Annotated in this window: 14 protein-coding genes; all 14 read left to right on the top strand. The window is 60.8% G+C overall.

Features of this window, described 5'->3' with window-relative positions:
• The first annotated feature begins 10 nt into the window (after nt 1-10).
• Entirely contained in the window at nt 11-709 is a 699-nt protein-coding gene (locus AABB87_RS11820; RefSeq protein WP_341971435.1) for a type 4a pilus biogenesis protein PilO, read from the top strand.
• On the top strand, nt 706-1,245 hold the full coding sequence (locus tag AABB87_RS11825; RefSeq protein WP_341971436.1) for a pilus assembly protein PilP: 540 nt from the start codon (nt 706-708) through the stop codon (nt 1,243-1,245). Before AABB87_RS11820 ends, AABB87_RS11825 begins: the two co-directional genes overlap by 4 nt.
• Nucleotides 1,242-3,428, top strand: a complete 2,187-nt coding sequence (pilQ, locus tag AABB87_RS11830; protein ID WP_341971437.1) for a type IV pilus secretin PilQ — start codon at nt 1,242-1,244, stop codon at nt 3,426-3,428. Before AABB87_RS11825 ends, pilQ begins: the two co-directional genes overlap by 4 nt.
• A gap of 111 nt (nt 3,429-3,539) precedes the next feature.
• Entirely contained in the window at nt 3,540-5,543 is a 2,004-nt protein-coding gene (locus AABB87_RS11835; RefSeq protein ID WP_341971438.1) for an Ig-like domain-containing protein, read from the top strand.
• Nucleotides 5,544-5,564: 21 nt separating this feature from the next.
• On the top strand, nt 5,565-6,158 hold the full coding sequence (locus AABB87_RS11840; RefSeq protein WP_341971439.1) for a shikimate kinase: 594 nt from the start codon (nt 5,565-5,567) through the stop codon (nt 6,156-6,158).
• Between the two features lie 48 nt (nt 6,159-6,206).
• Complete coding sequence (gene aroB / locus AABB87_RS11845; protein WP_341971440.1) at nt 6,207-7,328, top strand: 3-dehydroquinate synthase; 1,122 nt, start codon at nt 6,207-6,209, stop codon at nt 7,326-7,328.
• A 115-nt stretch (nt 7,329-7,443) separates the two neighbouring features.
• Nucleotides 7,444-8,568, top strand: a complete 1,125-nt coding sequence (locus tag AABB87_RS11850) for a deoxyguanosinetriphosphate triphosphohydrolase (RefSeq protein WP_341971441.1) — start codon at nt 7,444-7,446, stop codon at nt 8,566-8,568.
• Between the two features lie 41 nt (nt 8,569-8,609).
• Entirely contained in the window at nt 8,610-9,332 is a 723-nt protein-coding gene (locus AABB87_RS11855; protein ID WP_341971442.1) for a transposase, read from the top strand.
• 116 nt (nt 9,333-9,448) lie between these two features.
• Nucleotides 9,449-14,203 (top strand): glutamate synthase-related protein, encoded by a 4,755-nt coding sequence (locus AABB87_RS11860; RefSeq protein WP_341971443.1) that lies wholly within the window; start codon nt 9,449-9,451, stop codon nt 14,201-14,203.
• 30 nt (nt 14,204-14,233) lie between these two features.
• Nucleotides 14,234-15,709 carry a glutamate synthase subunit beta gene (locus tag AABB87_RS11865; protein ID WP_341971445.1) on the top strand — a complete coding sequence of 492 codons (1,476 nt, stop codon included), beginning with the start codon at nt 14,234-14,236 and terminating at the stop codon, nt 15,707-15,709.
• 340 nt (nt 15,710-16,049) lie between these two features.
• Entirely contained in the window at nt 16,050-16,523 is a 474-nt protein-coding gene (locus AABB87_RS11870; RefSeq protein ID WP_341971446.1) for a type IV pilin protein, read from the top strand.
• Nucleotide 16,524: 1 nt separating this feature from the next.
• Entirely contained in the window at nt 16,525-17,127 is a 603-nt protein-coding gene (locus AABB87_RS11875; protein ID WP_341971447.1) for a pilus assembly FimT family protein, read from the top strand.
• A gap of 29 nt (nt 17,128-17,156) precedes the next feature.
• Nucleotides 17,157-17,564 carry a type IV pilus modification PilV family protein gene (locus AABB87_RS11880; RefSeq protein WP_341971448.1) on the top strand — a complete coding sequence of 136 codons (408 nt, stop codon included), beginning with the start codon at nt 17,157-17,159 and terminating at the stop codon, nt 17,562-17,564.
• 4 nt (nt 17,565-17,568) lie between these two features.
• The gene (locus AABB87_RS11885; RefSeq protein ID WP_341971449.1) at nt 17,569-18,681 is read left to right on the top strand and encodes a PilW family protein; all 1,113 of its coding nucleotides are present in this window, start codon (nt 17,569-17,571) and stop codon (nt 18,679-18,681) included.

Genomic DNA, 18,681 nt, shown 5'->3' on the forward strand with positions numbered 1-18,681 from the left:
CAAGATCATCATGGCAGCTAAATCAATCAATTTGAAGTTCGATCCCAGTGCCGCGTTCGAGGGCATTGCGGATCAGTTCCGTGGCCTTAACCCCAATGAACCCGGCCAATGGCCTTTGATGCCCAAGTTGGCCTCATTCCTGGCGGTCGTTTTGCTTGTGTGTGTGTTGGGCTGGGTGTTCATGCTGGCGGATGTGCAGGCCGGCCTGGATGCCGAGCGAGACCGCGAGCCAGTTCTGAAGTCAGACTACCGAGGCAAGCTCGCGCAGGCGGTCAATCTGCCGGAGTTGCGCAAGCAAAAAAGCCAGGTCGAAGAGTATGTGACCCAGTTGGAAAAGCAGCTCCCCGGCAAGGCCGAGATGGACGCGCTGCTGTCCGATATCAACCAGGCGGGACTTGGGCGCGGCTTGCAGTTTGAACTGTTTCGGCCTGGCCAAGTGGTGGTCAAGGACTACTATGCCGAGCTGCCTATCGCCTTGCGCGTCTCGGGTCGATATCACGATATCGGCTCCTTTGCTGCTGATGTTTCCAATCTCTCGCGCATCGTCACGTTGCACAATCTGGTGGTTTTGGCGCCCACCGGCAAGGATGCATCAAGCAATAGCCTGAGCATGGAGGCGACCGCACGGACGTATCGCTATCTGGATGCCTTGGAAGTGGCTGAACAAAAGAAGAATGCAGCCAAAGCTGCGGCGGGAGCTAAGAAGTGAGCCACGCCAAACAAGTCTCAGGATTGACCCTGCTCATCGCCGGTGCCTTGCTGGGCGGCTGTGCCGCTGACACGGAAGAGTTGGGCCAATGGATGAAGCAAGAGCGCGACAACGCCAAAGCCACCATCACCCCTTTGGTGCCGCCAAAGAAATTCTTGCCGCAACCTTATGAAGCGAGTGCTGGCGTGGAGCCTTTCAGCCCGCAAAAGCTCAGCGTTGCCATCAAGCAGGAGGCGGCCCAGCCCAACTCCTTGCTGACGGCGGAGATGAACCGTCGGCGCGAGCCGCTGGAGTCATTCCCTTTGGACAGCATGTCCATGGTTGGCAGCATCACGCGCCAGAACAATCGTTATGCCTTGCTGCGGGTGGATAACCTGCTTTACCAAGTCAAGAGTGGCGACTATCTCGGCTTGAACTTCGGGCGGGTCATGAAGATCAGCGAAACCGATATCACCTTGCGAGAAGTCGTTCAGGACGCTGCAGGCGAATGGACAGAACGTAGCAGTACCCTCCAGCTTCAGGAGCAGGGACGATGAACAAGAATTTCCAGGAGATTTCGAGGATGAGCCATTGGCGCAATCTGGCATTGGCCGTCACCGTAGGCTTGCTGAGCTCGGCACATGCCTTGGCGCAGACGGCCATCAAATCCATCACCAGCCAGCAGCAGGCGGGCGTAGAGGTTGTCCGCATCGAGCTGACGCAGGCGCTGACCGAAGTGCCCAAGGGCTTCACGGTGCAAACGCCGCCGCGTATCGCGATTGACCTGCCCGGTGTGGTCAACGGCATCGGCCGCTCCATGGTGGAGATCAATCAAGGCAATCTGCGTTCGGCCAACGTCGCGCAAGCAGGTGAGCGCACGCGTGTGGTGCTGAATCTGCGCCAAGCTTCCAGCTATCGAGCGGAGTTGCAAGGCTCGGCCCTGGTGCTGGCACTGGAGTCGGCGCCAGCCCCGGCCGCCAAGGGCAGCGATGAGCCCGTGCATTTCTCGCAAAGCCTGAATGCCGAGGCGCAATCGATTCGTGACATTGATTTCCGCCGCGGCCAAGATGGTGCCGGCCGCGTGATCGTCAATTTGCCCAGCAATCAGGTGGGGGTGGACATTCAGCAGCAGGGCAAGAATCTGGTGGTGGAGTTCCTGCGCTCCAGCCTGCCCGAGAGCCTGCGCCGCCGTCTGGACGTGAGTGACTTCGGCAGCCCGGTGCAGTTCATCGCCAGCAGCCAGGTCGGCGACAAGGTGCGCATGGTGGTTGAGCCCAAGGGCAATTGGGAGCACAGCGCCTACCAAAGCGACAACCAGTTTGTGCTGGAAGTGCGCCCACAAAAGGTCGACCCGAATAAGCTGACGACCGGCCCGGGCTATGCCGGCGACAAGCTGTCGCTGAACTTCCAGAACATTGAAGTGCGTGCTTTGCTGCAGGTGATCGCCGACTTCACGAACTTCAACGTGGTGACCAGCGACACCGTGACCGGCAATGTCACCCTGCGCTTGAAGGATGTGCCTTGGGATCAGGCCTTGGACATCATCATGCAAGCCAAGGGCCTGGGCCTGCGCAAGTCCGGCAATGTGCTGTGGATTGCGCCTAAGGACGAACTGGCCGCCAAGGAAAAGCTGGACCTCGAGTCGAAGGCGCAGATCTCTAGCCTTGAACCTGTGCGCACTCAATCCATTCAGCTGAACTACACCAAGGCCGAAGAAGTGGCCAAGGGCATCAGCGGGCAATCCAGCGGCGGCAGTAGCGCGGGTAGCGGTGCTGGCGCTAGCAATTCTTCGCGCTTGTTGTCACCGCGCGGCAGCGTGATTTTCGAGACTCGCACCAATCAGCTCTTCGTCACCGACATCCCGAGCAAGCTGGAGGAGATCCTGGCCATGATTGCCAAGATCGACATCCCGGTTCGCCAGGTCTTGATCGAAGCGCGCATCGTGGAAGCGGATGACAAGTTCGGTCGCTCGCTCGGCGTGAAGCTGGGTGCGAATGATCTGCGCGGCCGTCAAGGCGGCATTCCTGGCTACAACCTGGGCGGCGCCAACTACGTGACGACCGGCGGCAATTACACCGGTGTGGGCTATCAAACCCAGCAGAACAACGTCAACGACTACGCCAATACCCAGTTCGTCAACTTGCCGGCCAATGTGACTTCGGACAGCTTTGGTGCCGCTGCCAGTGCGGCTTCCTTTGCACTGTCTTTGTTCAGCGCTACGGCTAACCGATTCTTGAACCTGGAAATCTCGGCCCTGGAAGCTGATGGGAAGGGCAAGATCGTGTCCAGCCCGCGCGTCATCACTGCCGACCAGGTCAAGGCTTTGATTGAGCAGGGTGAAGAGCTGCCCTACCAAGTGGCGACCTCCAGCGGCGCCACCTCCATCCAGTTCAAGAAGGCTGTGCTGAAGCTGGAGGTGACGCCACAGATCACGCCCGAAGGCAGCGTCATTCTGGATGTGGACGTCAACAAAGACAGCCGCGGCACATTGACCCCGCAGGGCTATGCCATCAACAACAAGCATGTGAAAACACAGGTCTTGGTTGAGAACGGCGGCACCGTGGTGATCGGCGGCATCTTCACGCAAGACGAGGGCGAGTCTGTGCAGAAGGTACCCCTGTTGGGTGACGTGCCTTACTTGGGCAACTTGTTCAAGAGCAAGTCGCGCACCTCATCCAAGACTGAGTTGCTGATCTTCCTGACACCGAAGGTCGTGAGTGAGCGCGCTACGGTGCGCTAATTGAGAGATTGAAGTGCCGGCACTCTGCTGCAATGCGGGTGTGCGGGCGAGGCAACAATGAGGGTGCAGCCTGCGAATGAGCGGGCTGGCTTGGCAGGAGATTTGCGAATCATGATGAAGATTGAGAAATTATTAGGACGTCGTCTCGGTCAATGGGCCGGGGCGGTGTTGTTGAGCGGCCTGCTCGCCGCCTGTGGTGGCGGCGGGTCGGCGGGGGAGCCTGTGCTGGGCGGTGGCACGGGTGGCGGAGTTGCTGCGACAACCGTGGCCGACCTGTCAATCGTGTTGGATAAGGTCAGCGTGCCGAACACTGGTACTGAAGTAGTCAAGGCGACAGTGACTGCCATTGATGCCAACCGAGCTGCAGTTGCGAAAGTTCCGGTCAGCTTTGCTGTCGACAGTAATGGCGTTGTCAAGCCTGCCGGTACCGTGACCGACGATAAGGGCGAGTTGCAGGCCACGGTTGAAATCGGCTCGGATAAAACGAATCGCACCATTTCGCTGACCGTCACGACCGGATCCATTTCCAAGAAGGTCAGTTTCGCGGTGGTTGACTCCACTGTCACCTTGCCTCAAGCCGCATCTCTTGCGGTCTTGCTCGATAAGCGGACGGTCAACAACTCGGGCACTGATCAGGTCACAGTCACGGTGACAGCCAAAGCAGACAGCGGCAGCGTTGTCGCGGGCATACCAGTCACGTTTTCAGTTGATAGCAATGCGCTGTTCGTACCCTCAGGATCGACTACGGACAAGAACGGCGAACTCACGGCAGTTGTAAAGATTGGCGACGACAAGTCGAATCGTTTGATCAACTTGACTGTGAAGAGCGGCTTATTGAGCAAGACGGAAAGTTTCCAAGTCACTGGTGCGAAGTTGCAGCCTACCGCTTTGCCGGCAACTACCGTACCCGGTGCAGCAGGCGTGATCGAGTACCGGTTGAATGACGTCAACGGAACACCGATGACCAAGTTCCCGGTGACGGTTACTGCTCCCGGCGTTGCCACCAGCACGGGCACAACTGACGACAACGGCTATTACAAATTCAATTACGTGGCGCCAAATTCCGCTGGCAATCTTGCGTTTGTCGCAACCGCTGCCGGTGTCTCGGTAACGCAGAATGTCTTAATCAAGTCGGGAGTAATCACCATTCCTCCTGCGAATAAAGTCATTACTTCATTGCCTGCACCGGTGTCGGCGACACCCAATGTGTTGAAGGTCAACACTGCCACGACTAGCAATCAATCCCAAATCAAGGCAGTTTTCTTGGCCGCAGAAAGTACGCCCGTTCAAAATGTACGGGTGCGATTTGACTTCAATGGCAGCAGCAACCCGAATGGAACCTTGAGTTCGGGTACGGATCTGGTCTATTCCGATCCGCAAGGTGCTGCAGTGACCAGTTACCGTGCTGGTACGACGGCTAGCGCTACAGGTGGCGTCATTGTGCGGGCCTGCTGGGACTACGCTGACTTTGATGTCGGTACCTGCCCCAACTCGACCACGGTTCCGTTGACGGTTGTTGCTGAAGGCCTGGCGGTTACCGTAGGCACGGACGACACCATTCAGGTGGGGGCCTCGGCGCTGACCTACATTAAGCGCTTCGTGGTTCAGGTCGTCGATGCGGCAGGCAATCCAGTCGGGAATCAAGAGGTGACACCTTCGGTTGACTTGATCGCTTACGTTAAGGGTGAATATGCCTGGGATTCCAAGAAGTGGGTTTCGGGGAGGTATTCCAGTGACCTTTCTGCCAGGCTTGGCGATGTTGTTTTCTGCGCCAACGAAGATGCCAATCGCAACGGCACACTGGAGTCGGGTGAGGATTTCAATGGCAACAATGTCCTCGAGCCAAGAAAGTCTGACGTTGCGGTCAGCCTGATTGGCTCGACGAAGACCGACGCATCGGGTCAAGCGGTGTTGAAGCTTGAGTATCCAAAGAGTTTGGCGGGTTGGGTTGGCCTCACTTTGTCGGTTGCTGCGGACGTGCGTAGCCCGCCAGCAACTTGGACTAGCCTGCTTCCTGTTGACTCTGATGCCATCAAGCGCGAAAGTCCTCCACCCGCATTCCGCGCCAGCCCTTATGGCATTGCCAGGAGCAATCAGTGCGCCGTTCCAGATTGATGCTTTGACTTTGCACCGCCAGTGACCATCATCACTTTGGTCGGCATGCCCGGCAGTGGTAAATCCACTGTCGGGCGACAAATGGCACGCCAGCTTGGCGTGCCATTTGTCGATTCCGATACCGAAATCGAAGCTCGCTTGGGCGAGACGATTCGTGCTTTTTTTGATCGCGAGGGCGAGGCGCCTTTTCGGGATGTCGAGGGCGAGGTGATTGCCGCTTTGCTGGCTCGCACAGACGAGTTTGTTCTGGCAACGGGTGGTGGTGCGGTGCTACGTGAAGCGAACCGCGATTTGTTGCACAAGCAGTCCACGGTCCTTTATCTGCGTTCCACGCCGGAAGAGTTGTTCCGGCGCTTGCGGCATGACACGCAGCGGCCGCTGCTGCAGGTGCGCGACCCACTGCAAAAGCTGCGGGAGCTCTATGCGGCGCGCAATCCGCTGTATCGGCGCTGCGCCCACTTCGTGCTGGAGACCGGTCGGCCCACCGTCAATGGCTTGGTCAACATGGCCTTGATGCAGCTGGAGCTTGCTGGTGTCGTGGACCCAAGCCGGGTGGCGGCCACAGTCGGGGCCGAGCGCAGCTTGGTGCAGCTCAACGAAGCTGAGCGCGGCTGAAGCTGCCGGCAGCCCATCGCTGCATCGTCAGCCCCGTACACTTGGGGCATGACTGTCGCAAACCCACACGCAAGCCTCATCAATCCTCCCGCGCAATGTGTTGGCATCCAACTGGCGCATGAAGCCTACGACATCCTGATCGGCCCTGGCCTATTGGCCAGCGAAAGCAGTTGGCAAGACTTGCCACGCGCGGCGACAGCCGTGATCGTCAGCAACGAGACGGTGGCCCCGCTCTTTCTTCCGCAGCTAGAAGCGCGCTTGTTGCGCCACTACGCGCGGGTGGAAAAGGTCATCTTGCCGGATGGCGAAGCCTTCAAGACCTGGGACTCGCTCAACCACATTTTTGATTGCCTCTTGGCCAAAGCCTGTGACCGCAAGACCGTGCTGTTCGCCTTGGGCGGCGGTGTGATCGGCGATATGACCGGTTTTGCCGCGGCGGTCTATATGCGCGGCGTGCCTTTTGTGCAGGTGCCCACCACTTTGCTGGCCCAGGTGGATTCCTCGGTTGGCGGCAAGACTGCCATCAATCATCCGCTGGGCAAGAACATGATCGGCGCGTTCTACCAGCCGCAGCGCGTCATTGCCGACCTCGACAGCCTGGACAGCTTGCCGCAGCGCGAGCTTTCCGCCGGCCTGGCCGAGGTCATCAAATACGGCCCGATTGCTGACGCGGCCTTCTTGCAATGGATCGAAGACAACATCGAGGCCTTGCTGGCGCGTGACAAGGCAGCACTCGCTTACGCGGTGAAGCGCTGCTGCGAAATCAAAGCCTGGGTGGTGGGGCAGGACGAGCGTGAGCAGGGCTTGCGTGCGATTCTGAATTTCGGCCACACCTTTGGCCATGCCATCGAAACCGGCATGGGCTATGGCGCCTGGTTGCACGGCGAGGCGGTGGGCTGCGGCATGGTCATGGCTTCAGATCTTTCGGTGCGCCTGGGTTTGATGCCTGCTGAGTTTCTGCCGCGCATGCGCCGGCTGATCGAGCGAGCAGGTTTGCCGGTGGTGGCACCGGACTTGGGCGTTGAGCGATATCTCGACTTGATGCGTGTCGATAAAAAGGCCGAAGCCGGCGAGATTCGCTTTGTGTTGATCGACGGCTTGGGCAGTGCGGTGATGCGCGCCGCGCCTGACGCCGTGGTGGCCGAAGTCATCCGCAGCCATCGCGCCTGAGCGTGGGCGGCTAGGCTAGCCAGCTAGGCCAGGCTTCTAGACGGCGGATCGACCGACCTAATGAACGGTCGATCGGTCGACAACTGACTGATGGATAGATCAAGCAAGGATCAACGTGCTCGCCAGATATGCCAGTGATGCCTCCCGCAGCCGGGGTCGCCGTTATGCCGAAGTGCCCGCGCCGACGCGCAGTGAGTTCCAGCGTGATCGTGATCGCATCATCCACTGCACCGCTTTCCGGCGCCTGGTCTACAAGACTCAGGTCTTCCTCAATCACGAGGGCGATCTGTTCAGGACCCGCCTGACGCATTCCCTCGAGGTCGCGCAACTGGGCCGCTCGGTGGGGCGCAGCTTGGGGCTAGACGAGGACTTGATCGAAGCCATCGCCTTGGCGCATGACCTCGGCCATACGCCTTTCGGTCATGCCGGCCAGGATGTGCTGGATGAGTGCATGCAGGCTCATGGCGGCTTTGAGCACAATCTGCAGTCCTTGCGCGTAGTGGACAAGCTGGAGCAGCGTTATCCGGCCTACGACGGCCTGAACCTCTGCTTCGAAACCCGCGAGGGCATTCTCAAGCATTGCTCCAAGCGCAATGCCTTGCAGTTGGAGGAGGGCGAGCCGGGTGGTGTGGCCGCACGCTTTGTGCATGGCGGCCAAGCGAGCCTAGAAGCGCAGTTGTGCAATCTGGCGGATGAAGTGGCCTACAACGCGCACGACATCGATGATGGCGTGCGCTCCGGGTTGTTGACCCTGGAACAACTGGAGGCGGTGCCCTTGGTGCAACGCTTCATGGCCGAGGCCTTGGCGGCTTACCCAAGCTTGCAGGGCAAGCGGCTCTTGTTTGAAACGATTCGGCGAATGTTGTCCGCCCAGGTCTACGACCTGATCGATGCCACCGCGCAAGCCTTGGCGCAGGCGCAGCCGGCCGACGCCGATGCCGTACGTGCAGCCGGACCCTTGGTTCGCTTCAGCCCTGAAATGCGTCAGGCCAGCACCCAGCTCAAGCGTTTCTTGTTCGCCGAACTCTACCGGCACCCCCAAGTGCAAGCGACGCGCTTGCGGGCAGAGGAAGTCTTGCGCGATCTGTTTCGGATCTATTTCTCCGACCCCCAGCAACTACCCAGCGACTTTGCTGGCGCCGCCGACGCTCCGCGCGCCTGCGCCGACTACATCGCCGGTATGACCGACCGTTTCGCCCTGCGCGAACATCAACGTTTGACCGGTAAAACCTTGTTCTGAAAGATAATTGGGGTCAGAGTCAATTTTTTGAGGGTGACCCCATGGCCCGAGCCCCCCGGCAAGTGCTTGCCGAGCAAGCGCACCACATCATTCAGCGCGGCAACAATCGCCAAGCCATCGTTCAAACCGATGCCGACCGTCAGCATTTTCTGGATGTGCTGCGAGATTGCGCGGCCACTTACAAGGTGGCGATCCACGCCTATGTGCTGATGGACAACCACCTCCACTTGCTGGCGACGCCGCAGGACGAGCAAGGCCTGAGCCGCATGATGCAAGCACTAGGGCGGCGCTACGTCGGCTGGTTCAATTTCAAGTACCAGCGTTCCGGCACGCTTTGGGAAGGGCGATTCAGGGCGTCTTTGATTGAGAGTGATGCCTACTTCATGGCGTGCATGCGCTATATCGAACTGAACCCGGTGCGTGCAGGCATGTGCGCGCATGCCGAGGAGTTCCCTTGGTCCAGCTGTGCTGCGCACCTGGGCAAACGCCCCGATTCCCTGCTCAGCGATCACGCGCATTTTTGGTCTTTGGGCAACACGCCGTTTGAGCGTGAACTGAACTATCGGGAATTCTTGGAGCAGGGTGTTTCGGATGAGGAGCGCCAGCGTTTGTCCGACGCCGTGCTCAAGGGCCGGCCGCTCTGCTCGCCCCAGTTTCAGCAACAAATGGTGCGCCAAGGCGTTCTTCCCGCTTTGGTCAAACCGCGTGGCCGTCCTGTGGGATCGGGAAAATCAGCGAAGAAAATTGACTCCGACCCCATTTAATTGATTGCTTGTCGTGGCCAGATCAATAAATTAACTCTGACCCTATTTATTTCTGCTTGATGCAATTGCTGCGGCGCAGTAATCTTCGGAACGTTTTCGAAACCCCGGAGTGCGCCATGACCAAGGCAGCTGAATTTCAAGCCGAGATGCAAGACCTGAGTGCCAATGGCCTCTATCGCCCCCAGAACGAGAAGGACGCTTGCGGCCTGGGTTTTGTGGCCCATATCAAGGGCCAGAAGGCGCACAGCATCGTGCAGCAGGGTCTGAAGATTCTTGAAAACCTCGACCATCGGGGCGCTGTCGGTGCCGATAAGCTGATGGGCGATGGCGCCGGCATCCTGATCCAGATTCCCGACGAGTTCTACCGCGTCGAAATGGCCAAGCAGGGCGTGGACCTGCCGCCTCCCGGCGAATACGGCGTTGGCATGATCTTCTTGCCGAAAGAGCACGCCTCCCGCCTGGCCTGCGAGCAAGAGCTGGCCCGAGCCGTCAAGGCCGAGGGTCAGGTCTTGCTGGGTTGGCGTGATGTGCCGGTGGATGCCGACATGCCCATGTCGCCCACCGTGCGCGAAAAAGAGCCCATCATCCGCCAGATCTTCATTGGCCGCGGCCCGGACATCATTGTTCCCGACGCTCTGGAGCGCAAGCTCTACGTCATCCGCAAAACCGCCAGCAGCGCCATCCAGGCCCTGCAGCTGACCCACAGCCGCGAGTACTACGTGCCCAGCATGAGCTGCCGCACCGTCATCTACAAGGGTCTGCTGCTGGCCGATCAGGTGGGCAGCTATTACAAGGACCTGGCCGACCCGAGCGTGGTCTCCGCCATCGCCCTGGTTCACCAGCGCTTCTCCACCAACACCTTCCCCGAATGGCCGCTGGCCCACCCCTACCGCATGGTGGCGCACAACGGTGAGATCAACACCGTCAAGGGCAACTTCAACTGGATGCGCGCCCGTGAAGGCGTGATGAAGTCGCCGGTGCTGGGTGATGACCTGAACAAGCTCTACCCGATCAGTTTCGAGCACCAGTCCGACACGGCCACGTTCGATAACGCCATCGAACTGCTGACCATGGCCGGCTATCCGCTCGCCCATGCCGCCATGATGATGATCCCGGAAGCCTGGGAGCAGCATGAGCAGATGGACACGCGCCGCCGTGCCTTCTACGAATATCACGCCGCCATGATGGAACCCTGGGACGGCCCAGCCGCCATGGTCTTCACCGATGGCCGCCAGGTTTGCGCTGCGCTGGACCGCAATGGTCTGCGCCCGGCCCGCTACTGCATCACCGACGATGACTTGGTCATCCTGGCTTCGGAATCCGGCGTGCTGCCCATCCCCGAGAACAAGATCATCAAGAAATGGCGCCTGCAGCCCGGCAAGATGTTCCTGATCGATCTGGAGCAGGGCCGCATCATCGATGACGAAGAGCTGAAGCATCAGTACGCCAATGCGCGCCCCTATCGCCAGTGGATCGAGAACGTGCGCGTGCGCCTGGACGATATCGAACTCAGCGAGGTCAAGCCCGCCGAATTCAAGACCGCGCTGCTGGACCGCCAGCAAGCCTTCGGCTTCACGCAAGAGGACATCAAGTTCCTGCTCGCCCCCATGGCCAGCAATGGCGAAGAGGCGATCGGCTCGATGGGCAATGACTCGCCCCTGGCCGTGCTGTCCAGCAAGAACAAGCCGCTGTTCAACTACTTCAAGCAGCTGTTCGCCCAGGTGACCAACCCGCCGATCGACCCGATCCGCGAGAACATCGTGATGTCGCTGAACAGCTTCATCGGCCCTAAGCCCAATCTGCTGGACATCAATGCGGTCAACCCGCCCATGCGTCTGGAAGTGGCCCAGCCCGTGCTGGACTTCAAGGACATGGCGCGCCTGCGTCAGATCGAGGCGCACACCCACGGCAAGTTCAAGAGCTATGAGCTGGACATCTCCTACCCGCGCGAGTGGGGCCCGGAAGGTGTCGAGGCCCAGCTGGCCTCGCTGTGCGCCGAGAGCGTGGACGCGATCAAGAGCGGCCACAACATCCTCATCATCACCGACCGTCATCTGAGCGCCGAGCGCATCGCCATTCCGGCCCTGCTGGCACTGAGCGCCATTCACCACCACTTGGTGCGTGAAGGCCGCCGCACCACGGCCGGCCTGGTGGTTGAAACCGGCAGCGCCCGCGAAGTTCATCACTTCGCCGTGCTGGCTGGCTTCGGCGCTGAAGCCGTTCACCCCTATCTGGCGCTGGAAACCTTGGGCGATATGTGCGCCGAGCTGCCCGGCAATCTGTCGGCTGAGAAGGCCATCTACAACTACATCAAGGCGGTGGGCAAGGGTCTGTCCAAGATCATGTCCAAGATGGGCATCTCGACCTATATGTCCTACTGCGGCGCGCAGATCTTTGAGGCCATCGGCCTGCAGTCCGACTTCGTGGAGAAGTACTTCCGCGGCACGCCGACCCAAGTGGGCGGCATCGGCGTGTTCCAGGTGGCCGAGGAAGCCATCCGCTTGCACCAAGCCGCATTTGGCGATGACCCCGTGCTGGAAACCATGCTGGACGCCGGCGGTGAATACGCCTGGCGCGCCCGTGGCGAAGAGCATATGTGGACGCCTGACGCGATCGCCAAGCTGCAGCACAGCGTGCGCGCCAGCAAGTTCGATACCTATAAGGAATACGCCCAGATCATCAACGACCAGAGCAAGCGTCATATGACCTTGCGCGGCCTGTTTGAGTTCAAGTTCGACCCCAGCAAGGCGATTCCGCTGGACGAGGTTGAGCCCGCCAAGGAAATCGTCAAGCGTTTCGCCACCGGCGCCATGTCCCTGGGCTCCATCAGCACCGAGGCGCATGCCACCCTGGCCGTGGCGATGAACCGCATCGGCGGCAAGAGCAATACGGGCGAGGGCGGTGAAGATCCGGCCCGCTATCGCAATGAGTTGAAGGGCATCAAGATCACCGCCGGCACCAAGGTGTCGGACGTGATCGGCAACAAGGTCATCGCGGTCGATTACGAGCTGCAAGACGGCGACTCCCTGCGCTCCAAGATCAAGCAAGTGGCGTCGGGCCGCTTCGGTGTCACCACCGAGTATTTGGTGAGCGCCGATCAGATCCAGATCAAGATGGCCCAAGGTGCCAAGCCGGGTGAGGGCGGTCAGCTGCCCGGCGGCAAGGTGTCTGAGTACATCGGCATGCTGCGTTACTCGGTGCCAGGCGTGGGCCTGATCTCGCCGCCGCCGCACCATGACATCTACTCCATCGAGGACTTGGCCCAGCTGATCCACGACCTGAAGAACGTCAACCCCAAGGCCGATGTCTCGGTCAAGCTGGTGTCGGAAGTGGGCGTGGGCACCATCGCCGCGGGCGTCACCAAGGCCAAGGCCGATCACCTGGTGATCGCCGGTCACGACGGCGGCACGGGCGCTTCGCCCTGGTCCTCGATCAAGCATGCTGGCACGCCATGGGAACTGGGCTTGGCCGAAGCGCAACAAACCCTGGTACTGAACCGCCTGCGCGGCCGCGTGCGGGTGCAGGCCGACGGTCAGATGAAGACCGGCCGCGACGTCGTCATCGGCGCTTTGCTGGGTGCTGATGAGTTCGGCTTCGCCACCGCGCCGCTGGTGGCCGAAGGCTGCATCATGATGCGCAAATGCCACCTCAACACCTGCCCGGTGGGCGTGGCCACGCAAGACCCGGTGCTGCGCGCCAAGTTCACCGGCAAGCCTGAGCATGTGGTGAATTTCTTCTTCTTCATTGCCGAAGAAGCGCGCCAGATCATGGCCCAGCTGGGCATTCGCAAGTTCGAAGACCTGGTTGGCCGCAGCGATTTGCTGGACACCAAGAAAGGCATCTCGCACTGGAAGGCCAAGGGCCTGGACTTCAGCCGCGTGTTCTACCGCCCCGTGGTGCCGGGCGATGTGGCGCGCACCCATGTGGACACGCAAGAGCACGGCCTGGAGCGCGCACTCGATGTGAAGCTGATCGAGAAGTGCCTGCCCGCCTTCGAGCGCGGCGAGAAGGTGCAGTTTATGCAGGAGGTGACGAATGTGCGCCGCACCGTCGGCGCGATGCTTTCGGGCGAGCTGATCCGCCGCCGCCCCGAAGGTCTGCCGGACCACACCATCCACATCCAGATGGAAGGTACCGGCGGTCAGAGCTTCGGCGCCTTCCTGGCCCAGGGCATTACCTTCTACCTGATCGGTGAAGCGAACGACTACACCGGCAAGGGCTTGTCCGGTGGCCGCGTGGTGGTGCGCCCCAGCATTGACTTCCGCGGTGACGCGACGCAGAACATCATCGTCGGCAACACCGTGCTGTACGGCGCCACCCGTGGCGAGGCTTTCTTCCGCGGTGTGGCCGGTGAGCGCTTTGCCGTGCGCCTGTCGGGCGCCTCAGCTGTGGTGGAAGGTACCGGCGACCATGGTTGCGAATACATGACCGGCGGCACCGTGGTGGTGCTGGGCAAGACCGGCCGTAACTTCGCGGCCGGCATGAGCGGCGGCGTGGCCTATGTGTTTGACGAGGACGGCCAGTTCGCCACACGTTGCAACACCAGCATGGTGGCCCTGGACAAACTGCTGCCTGCCGCCGAGCAAGAGGCCGCGCTGGATAAGGCCGTTTGGCATCACCACGCCGGCTTGGCCAATGGCGCGCAGCAGACCGATGAAGCGATTCTGAAGAAGATGCTGGAAGACCATCACCGCTGGACTGGCAGCGCCCGCGCCCGCCACATCCTCGACCATTGGGCCGAGTCGCGCGCCAAGTTCGTCAAGGTCTTCCCGCACGAGTACCGCCGCGCCCTGGGCGAGATCAACGCCGCCAAGGAAGCTGCCGAGTCGATCGCGCAGGCCAAGTCCGCCGCCAAACCCGTCAAGGCCTGAGCCTGAACCACAGATAGAGGAAGAAGCATCATGGGAAAAGTCACCGGCTTCATGGAATACGAGCGACTGGACGAGGGCTATGAGCCCGTGTCGGCGCGGGTCAAGAACTACAAGGAATTTGTCATCGGTCTCAACACCGATCAGGTCAAGCAGCAGAGTGCTCGCTGCATGGACTGTGGCACGCCGTTTTGCAATAGCGGCTGCCCGGTCAACAACATCATTCCTGACTTCAATGACCTGGTGTATCGCGGCCGCCCGCAGGACTGGGCCAGCGCCATCACCGTGCTGCACAGCACCAACAACTTCCCCGAGTTCACTGGCCGCATCTGCCCCGCACCTTGCGAGGCCGCCTGCACTCTGAACGTGAATGACGACGCGGTGGGCATCAAGTCCATCGAGCACGCCATCATCGATCGCGCCTGGGCCGAGGGCTGGGTCAAGCCGCAACTGCCCAAGGTGAAGACCGGCAAGACGGTCGCCATCGTCGGCTCCGGCCCCGCAGGCTTGGCGGCAGCGCAGCAACTGGCGCGCGCCGGCCACAGCGTCACGGTGTTCGAGAAGAATGACCGCGTGGGCGGCTTGCTGCGTTACGGCATCCCCGACTTCAAGATGGAGAAGAGCCACATCGACCGCCGCGTCGCGCAGATGGAGGCCGAAGGCGTCGTCTTCAAATGCGGCGTGATGGTGGGCGCCTTGCCGGCGGACTCCAAGATCACCAACTGGGCCAAGGAAAGCATCAGCCCCGACGAGTTGAAGGCTCAGTTCGACGCGGTGCTGCTCAGCGGCGGCAGCGAGAACTCGCGTGATCTGCCTGCGCCCGGCCGTGAGCTGAGCGGCATCCATTTCGCAATGGAGTTCCTGCCGCAGCAGAACAAGGTCAATGCGGGCGACAAGCTCAAAGGCCAGATCCGTGCCGATGGCAAGCATGTCATCGTCATCGGCGGTGGCGACACCGGCAGCGACTGCGTAGGCACCAGCAATCGCCACGGCGCCAAGAGCGTGACTCAGTTCGAAGTCATGCCCCAGCCGCCCGCAGTGGAAGACCGGCCGCTGACCTGGCCTTACTGGCCGCTCAAGCTGCGCACCAGCAGCAGCCACGACGAGGGCTGTGAGCGCGAGTTCGCCATCTCCACCAAGGAGTTCTTGGGCGAGAAGGGCAAGCTCACCGGCGTCAAGACCGTGCGGGTGGAATGGCAGGGCGGCAAGATGGTGGAAGTGCCCGGCTCCGAGCAAGTGCTCAAGGCCGACCTGGTGTTCTTGGCCATGGGCTTTGTTTCCCCGGTGGCGACCGTGCTGGACGCCTTCGGCGTTAGCAAAGACGCACGCGGTAACGCCAAAGCCACCGCCGATCTGATCGGCGGCTACCAGACCAATGTGCCCAAGGTCTTTGCCGCGGGTGATGTGCGCCGCGGCCAGTCCCTGGTCGTCTGGGCCATCCGCGAAGGCCGCCAAGCCGCGCGGGCGGTGGATGAGTTCCTGATGGGTGTGAGCGACTTGCCGCGCTGATCAGGCCAGGCGCCTCAGCTCTCGGAAAAGCCACCCTCGGGTGGCTTTTTTAATGCCTTTGCGCAGCCGCTTTGTTGGCAGGATGATGTGGGGCTGTGGCGTTCATCGCTCCCGTGCATGAGGGATTGACCGTTTGTCGCGCTTGCCCTCGCGCCCGTCGGGCCTAGGGCTTGAGATGTGCAATTTCGCACAGCCCAAGAAGGCAATGCTGCCGACAATCGCCCCAAAGGCAAAGCTGGGTCATGGTTCCTATGGTTTCAGGGGCAGACCAAAAAAGCATGCTGAGTCAGTCTCAGCAGTGAGTGCAGTAACAACAAAACACTAGGTGAGCAGAATGTTGATGAACAACACCAAGCAGGCAAGTTCGGCCCTCAATCAGCGCGGCTTCACGCTGGTTGAGATGATGATTGTGGTTGGCATCGTGGGCATCCTGGCCGCCGTAGCGTTGCCCCAATACAAAGACTACGTTCGGCGCGGCAACTTGCCGGAGTCCTTTTCCCAGTTGGCCGACTACCGGGTGAAGCTGGAACAGTACTACCAAGACAACCGTAACTACGGCGGAGGTACTTGTGCCGATGCAGCAGGCGGCCCGGCCTGGAACAACTTCACGCCAGCTTCGGCCAAGAATTTCACCTACAGCTGCGGCCTGAGCGCCGCCGGTCAGGGCTTCACCGTCACGGCAACCGGAAAGACGGGCACGGCGGCAGAGGGGCACGCCTACACCATCACCCACACCAATGCGCAGGGCACCACTGCTTACAAGGGCTCGGCAGTAACCAAGGCTTGCTGGCTCTCACGCGGCAACGAGTGCTGATATGCGTGCCCAGCACTCCCGCGGTGTGACCCTGGTCGAGCTGATCGTCACGCTGGCCATTCTTTCGCTGCTCCTGATGGTGGCCGCACCGAATGTGAGTGCCTGGATGCGCAATACCCAAATCCGCAACGTCGCCACCTCGATCTTGACCGGGGTGCAACGTGCGCGGGCCGAGGCGATCCGCCGCAATGCGCCGATGCGTTTCTCTTTGGTGAGTCTCAGCGATTCGGCTGTGATGGACGGTAGCTGCAGGGTGTCGGAGGCCGGCGTTTCCTGGGTGGTGAGCCAAGACAATCCTGACGGCCTATGTGGCGTTGCGGTGTCTGAAACCACGGCGCCCCGCATCGTGGATAAACATGCCAGCGGCAGCGGTGGCAAGTGGGTCAAAGTCACTGGCAATCAAGTTGATGGACAGGATGCTGACACCCTCATTTTCAACGGCTTCGGGCGCTCCGTCGGGCCGGAGCCCATCAGTTGGATCGACATTGACAATGACACGCCCGGCCCCGACTACCGAGCCCTTCGCATCATGGTTGGCGCTGGCGGCACGGTACGCATGTGCGAGCCCGGCGTCACCAGCGCGTCCGATCCCCGCAGGTGTTGATTGATATGCGGGCCCGACAGGAGAACACCGTGAACTTGCTGAAGTCCAAAACCCGGCGCTCAATGCATGGCTTTGCCATGTTCGAGGCCTTGATTGCCTTGTTGATCGTCTCACTGGGCGTTTTGGGGGTGGTGGGTCTGCAGGCCTCCATGACGCGGGCGCAGTCCTCCGCCATCTACCGCGCCGATGCCTCGTTTTTGGCGCAGGCCTTGATTGGTGAGATGTGGTCGGACGTGACGAATCTCAGCCAATACGACAGTACCAATTGCCAGGCGGCATGTACGGCATGGCAACGCCGGGTTGCGTCGCGCTTGCCTAGCGGCAACGCCACCGTGACGGTCACCGCCGCTGGCGGCGTGACGATTGTGATCCGCTGGACCCCTCCGGGCGACTCGAGCAATCGCTACACAACGTCAACCTCCATCAGGCCGAGGTAAGCCCGTGAAGCACTTTTTGAAGAAACAAGCGCCCAGCGCACCCATGGCTGCTGCAGCGATGCGGGGCGTGTCCTTGATCGAGTTGATGATCGGCATGGTGCTGGGCCTCGTCGTCGTGTTGGTGGTGACGCAAGTGCTGTCCTTCTCCGAGGGGCAGCGGCGTACCACCACCGGTGGCGCCGATGCTCAAGTGAATGGCGCCCTGGCCGTCTACAGCCTGCAGCGTGAAATCCAGATGGCCGGCTACGGCTTGACCACCGATCCAGGCGCCCTGGGTTGCGATGTGCATGCCACCCATGCCACGGCCGGCAATTTCGTCTGGACGCTGGCGCCGGTTGTTATTACCGATGGCGCCAATGGCGCGCCCGATACGGTGGCCGTGATGTCGGCTTCGCGCAGCTTTTCGGTGCCCATGACCATGACCGTGGACCGCGGCCTCGCGGGAGACAAGTTCGTGGTGAACTCCGCGCTTGGGGTAATGCCCGGTGATTTGCTGATTGCTGTGCCCTCGGGCTATGTGAATGCCAACAACTGGTGCAGTGCTTTCGCTGTGGATGGTGTGCTCAACACGAATCAGCTGATGAGCAATGGCGCGAGTGGTTGGAACCAGGCGCTCGCCGCGGTCTTGCCCGGTGCTGGCTACCCGGCGGGGACGCGCTTGCTCAATACAGGCGCTTTGGTGAATCGCAGTTTCTCGGTCAGCGCTGCCCTTAGCTTGCAGCAGCAAACCCGCAGCAGCACTTCCGGTGCGGCGACCGTGGAAGAGTTGTTTCCGCAAATCGTCAATATGCAAGCCATGTACGGCAAGGACACCAATGCCGATGGCGTTGTCGATGCCTACGACAACGTGACGCCAACTACCAATGCAGGTTGGCGGCAGGTGCTGACTGTTCGCCTGGCCCTGGTGGCGCGCAGCGCGACGTTCCAGAAGGAAGAAGTCACGCAAGCACAGCCCCAGTGGGATGTGGGTGCTGCCGTGCCGGTGGCGGGTGCAGCCGCCTGCGGCACCAGCCGCTGCATCACGCTCAAGGTCGATGGCTTGGATGATTGGAAGCATTACCGCTACTCCATCTACGCCGTGGTGATTCCGCTGCGCAATATGTTGTGGGGAAGTTGA

Origin of the sequence: Roseateles sp. PN1 (genome assembly GCF_038419725.1) — a bacterium.
GTDB lineage: Bacteria > Pseudomonadota > Gammaproteobacteria > Burkholderiales > Burkholderiaceae_C > Paucibacter_A.

Bases quoted from the DNA above. Each gene is read 5' to 3' on its own strand.
- AABB87_RS11820 (WP_341971435.1), top strand. From the start codon at position 11: ATGGCAGCTAAATCAATCAATTTGAAGTTCGATCCCAGTGCCGCGTTC.
- pilQ (WP_341971437.1), top strand. From the start codon at position 1,242: ATGAACAAGAATTTCCAGGAGATTTCGAGGATGAGCCATTGGCGCAAT.
- AABB87_RS11835 (WP_341971438.1), top strand. From the start codon at position 3,540: ATGATGAAGATTGAGAAATTATTAGGACGTCGTCTCGGTCAATGGGCC.
- aroB (WP_341971440.1), top strand. From the start codon at position 6,207: ATGACTGTCGCAAACCCACACGCAAGCCTCATCAATCCTCCCGCGCAA.
- AABB87_RS11855 (WP_341971442.1), top strand. From the start codon at position 8,610: ATGGCCCGAGCCCCCCGGCAAGTGCTTGCCGAGCAAGCGCACCACATC.
- AABB87_RS11860 (WP_341971443.1), top strand. From the start codon at position 9,449: ATGACCAAGGCAGCTGAATTTCAAGCCGAGATGCAAGACCTGAGTGCC.
- AABB87_RS11865 (WP_341971445.1), top strand. From the start codon at position 14,234: ATGGGAAAAGTCACCGGCTTCATGGAATACGAGCGACTGGACGAGGGC.
- AABB87_RS11870 (WP_341971446.1), top strand. From the start codon at position 16,050: ATGAACAACACCAAGCAGGCAAGTTCGGCCCTCAATCAGCGCGGCTTC.
- AABB87_RS11875 (WP_341971447.1), top strand. From the start codon at position 16,525: ATGCGTGCCCAGCACTCCCGCGGTGTGACCCTGGTCGAGCTGATCGTC.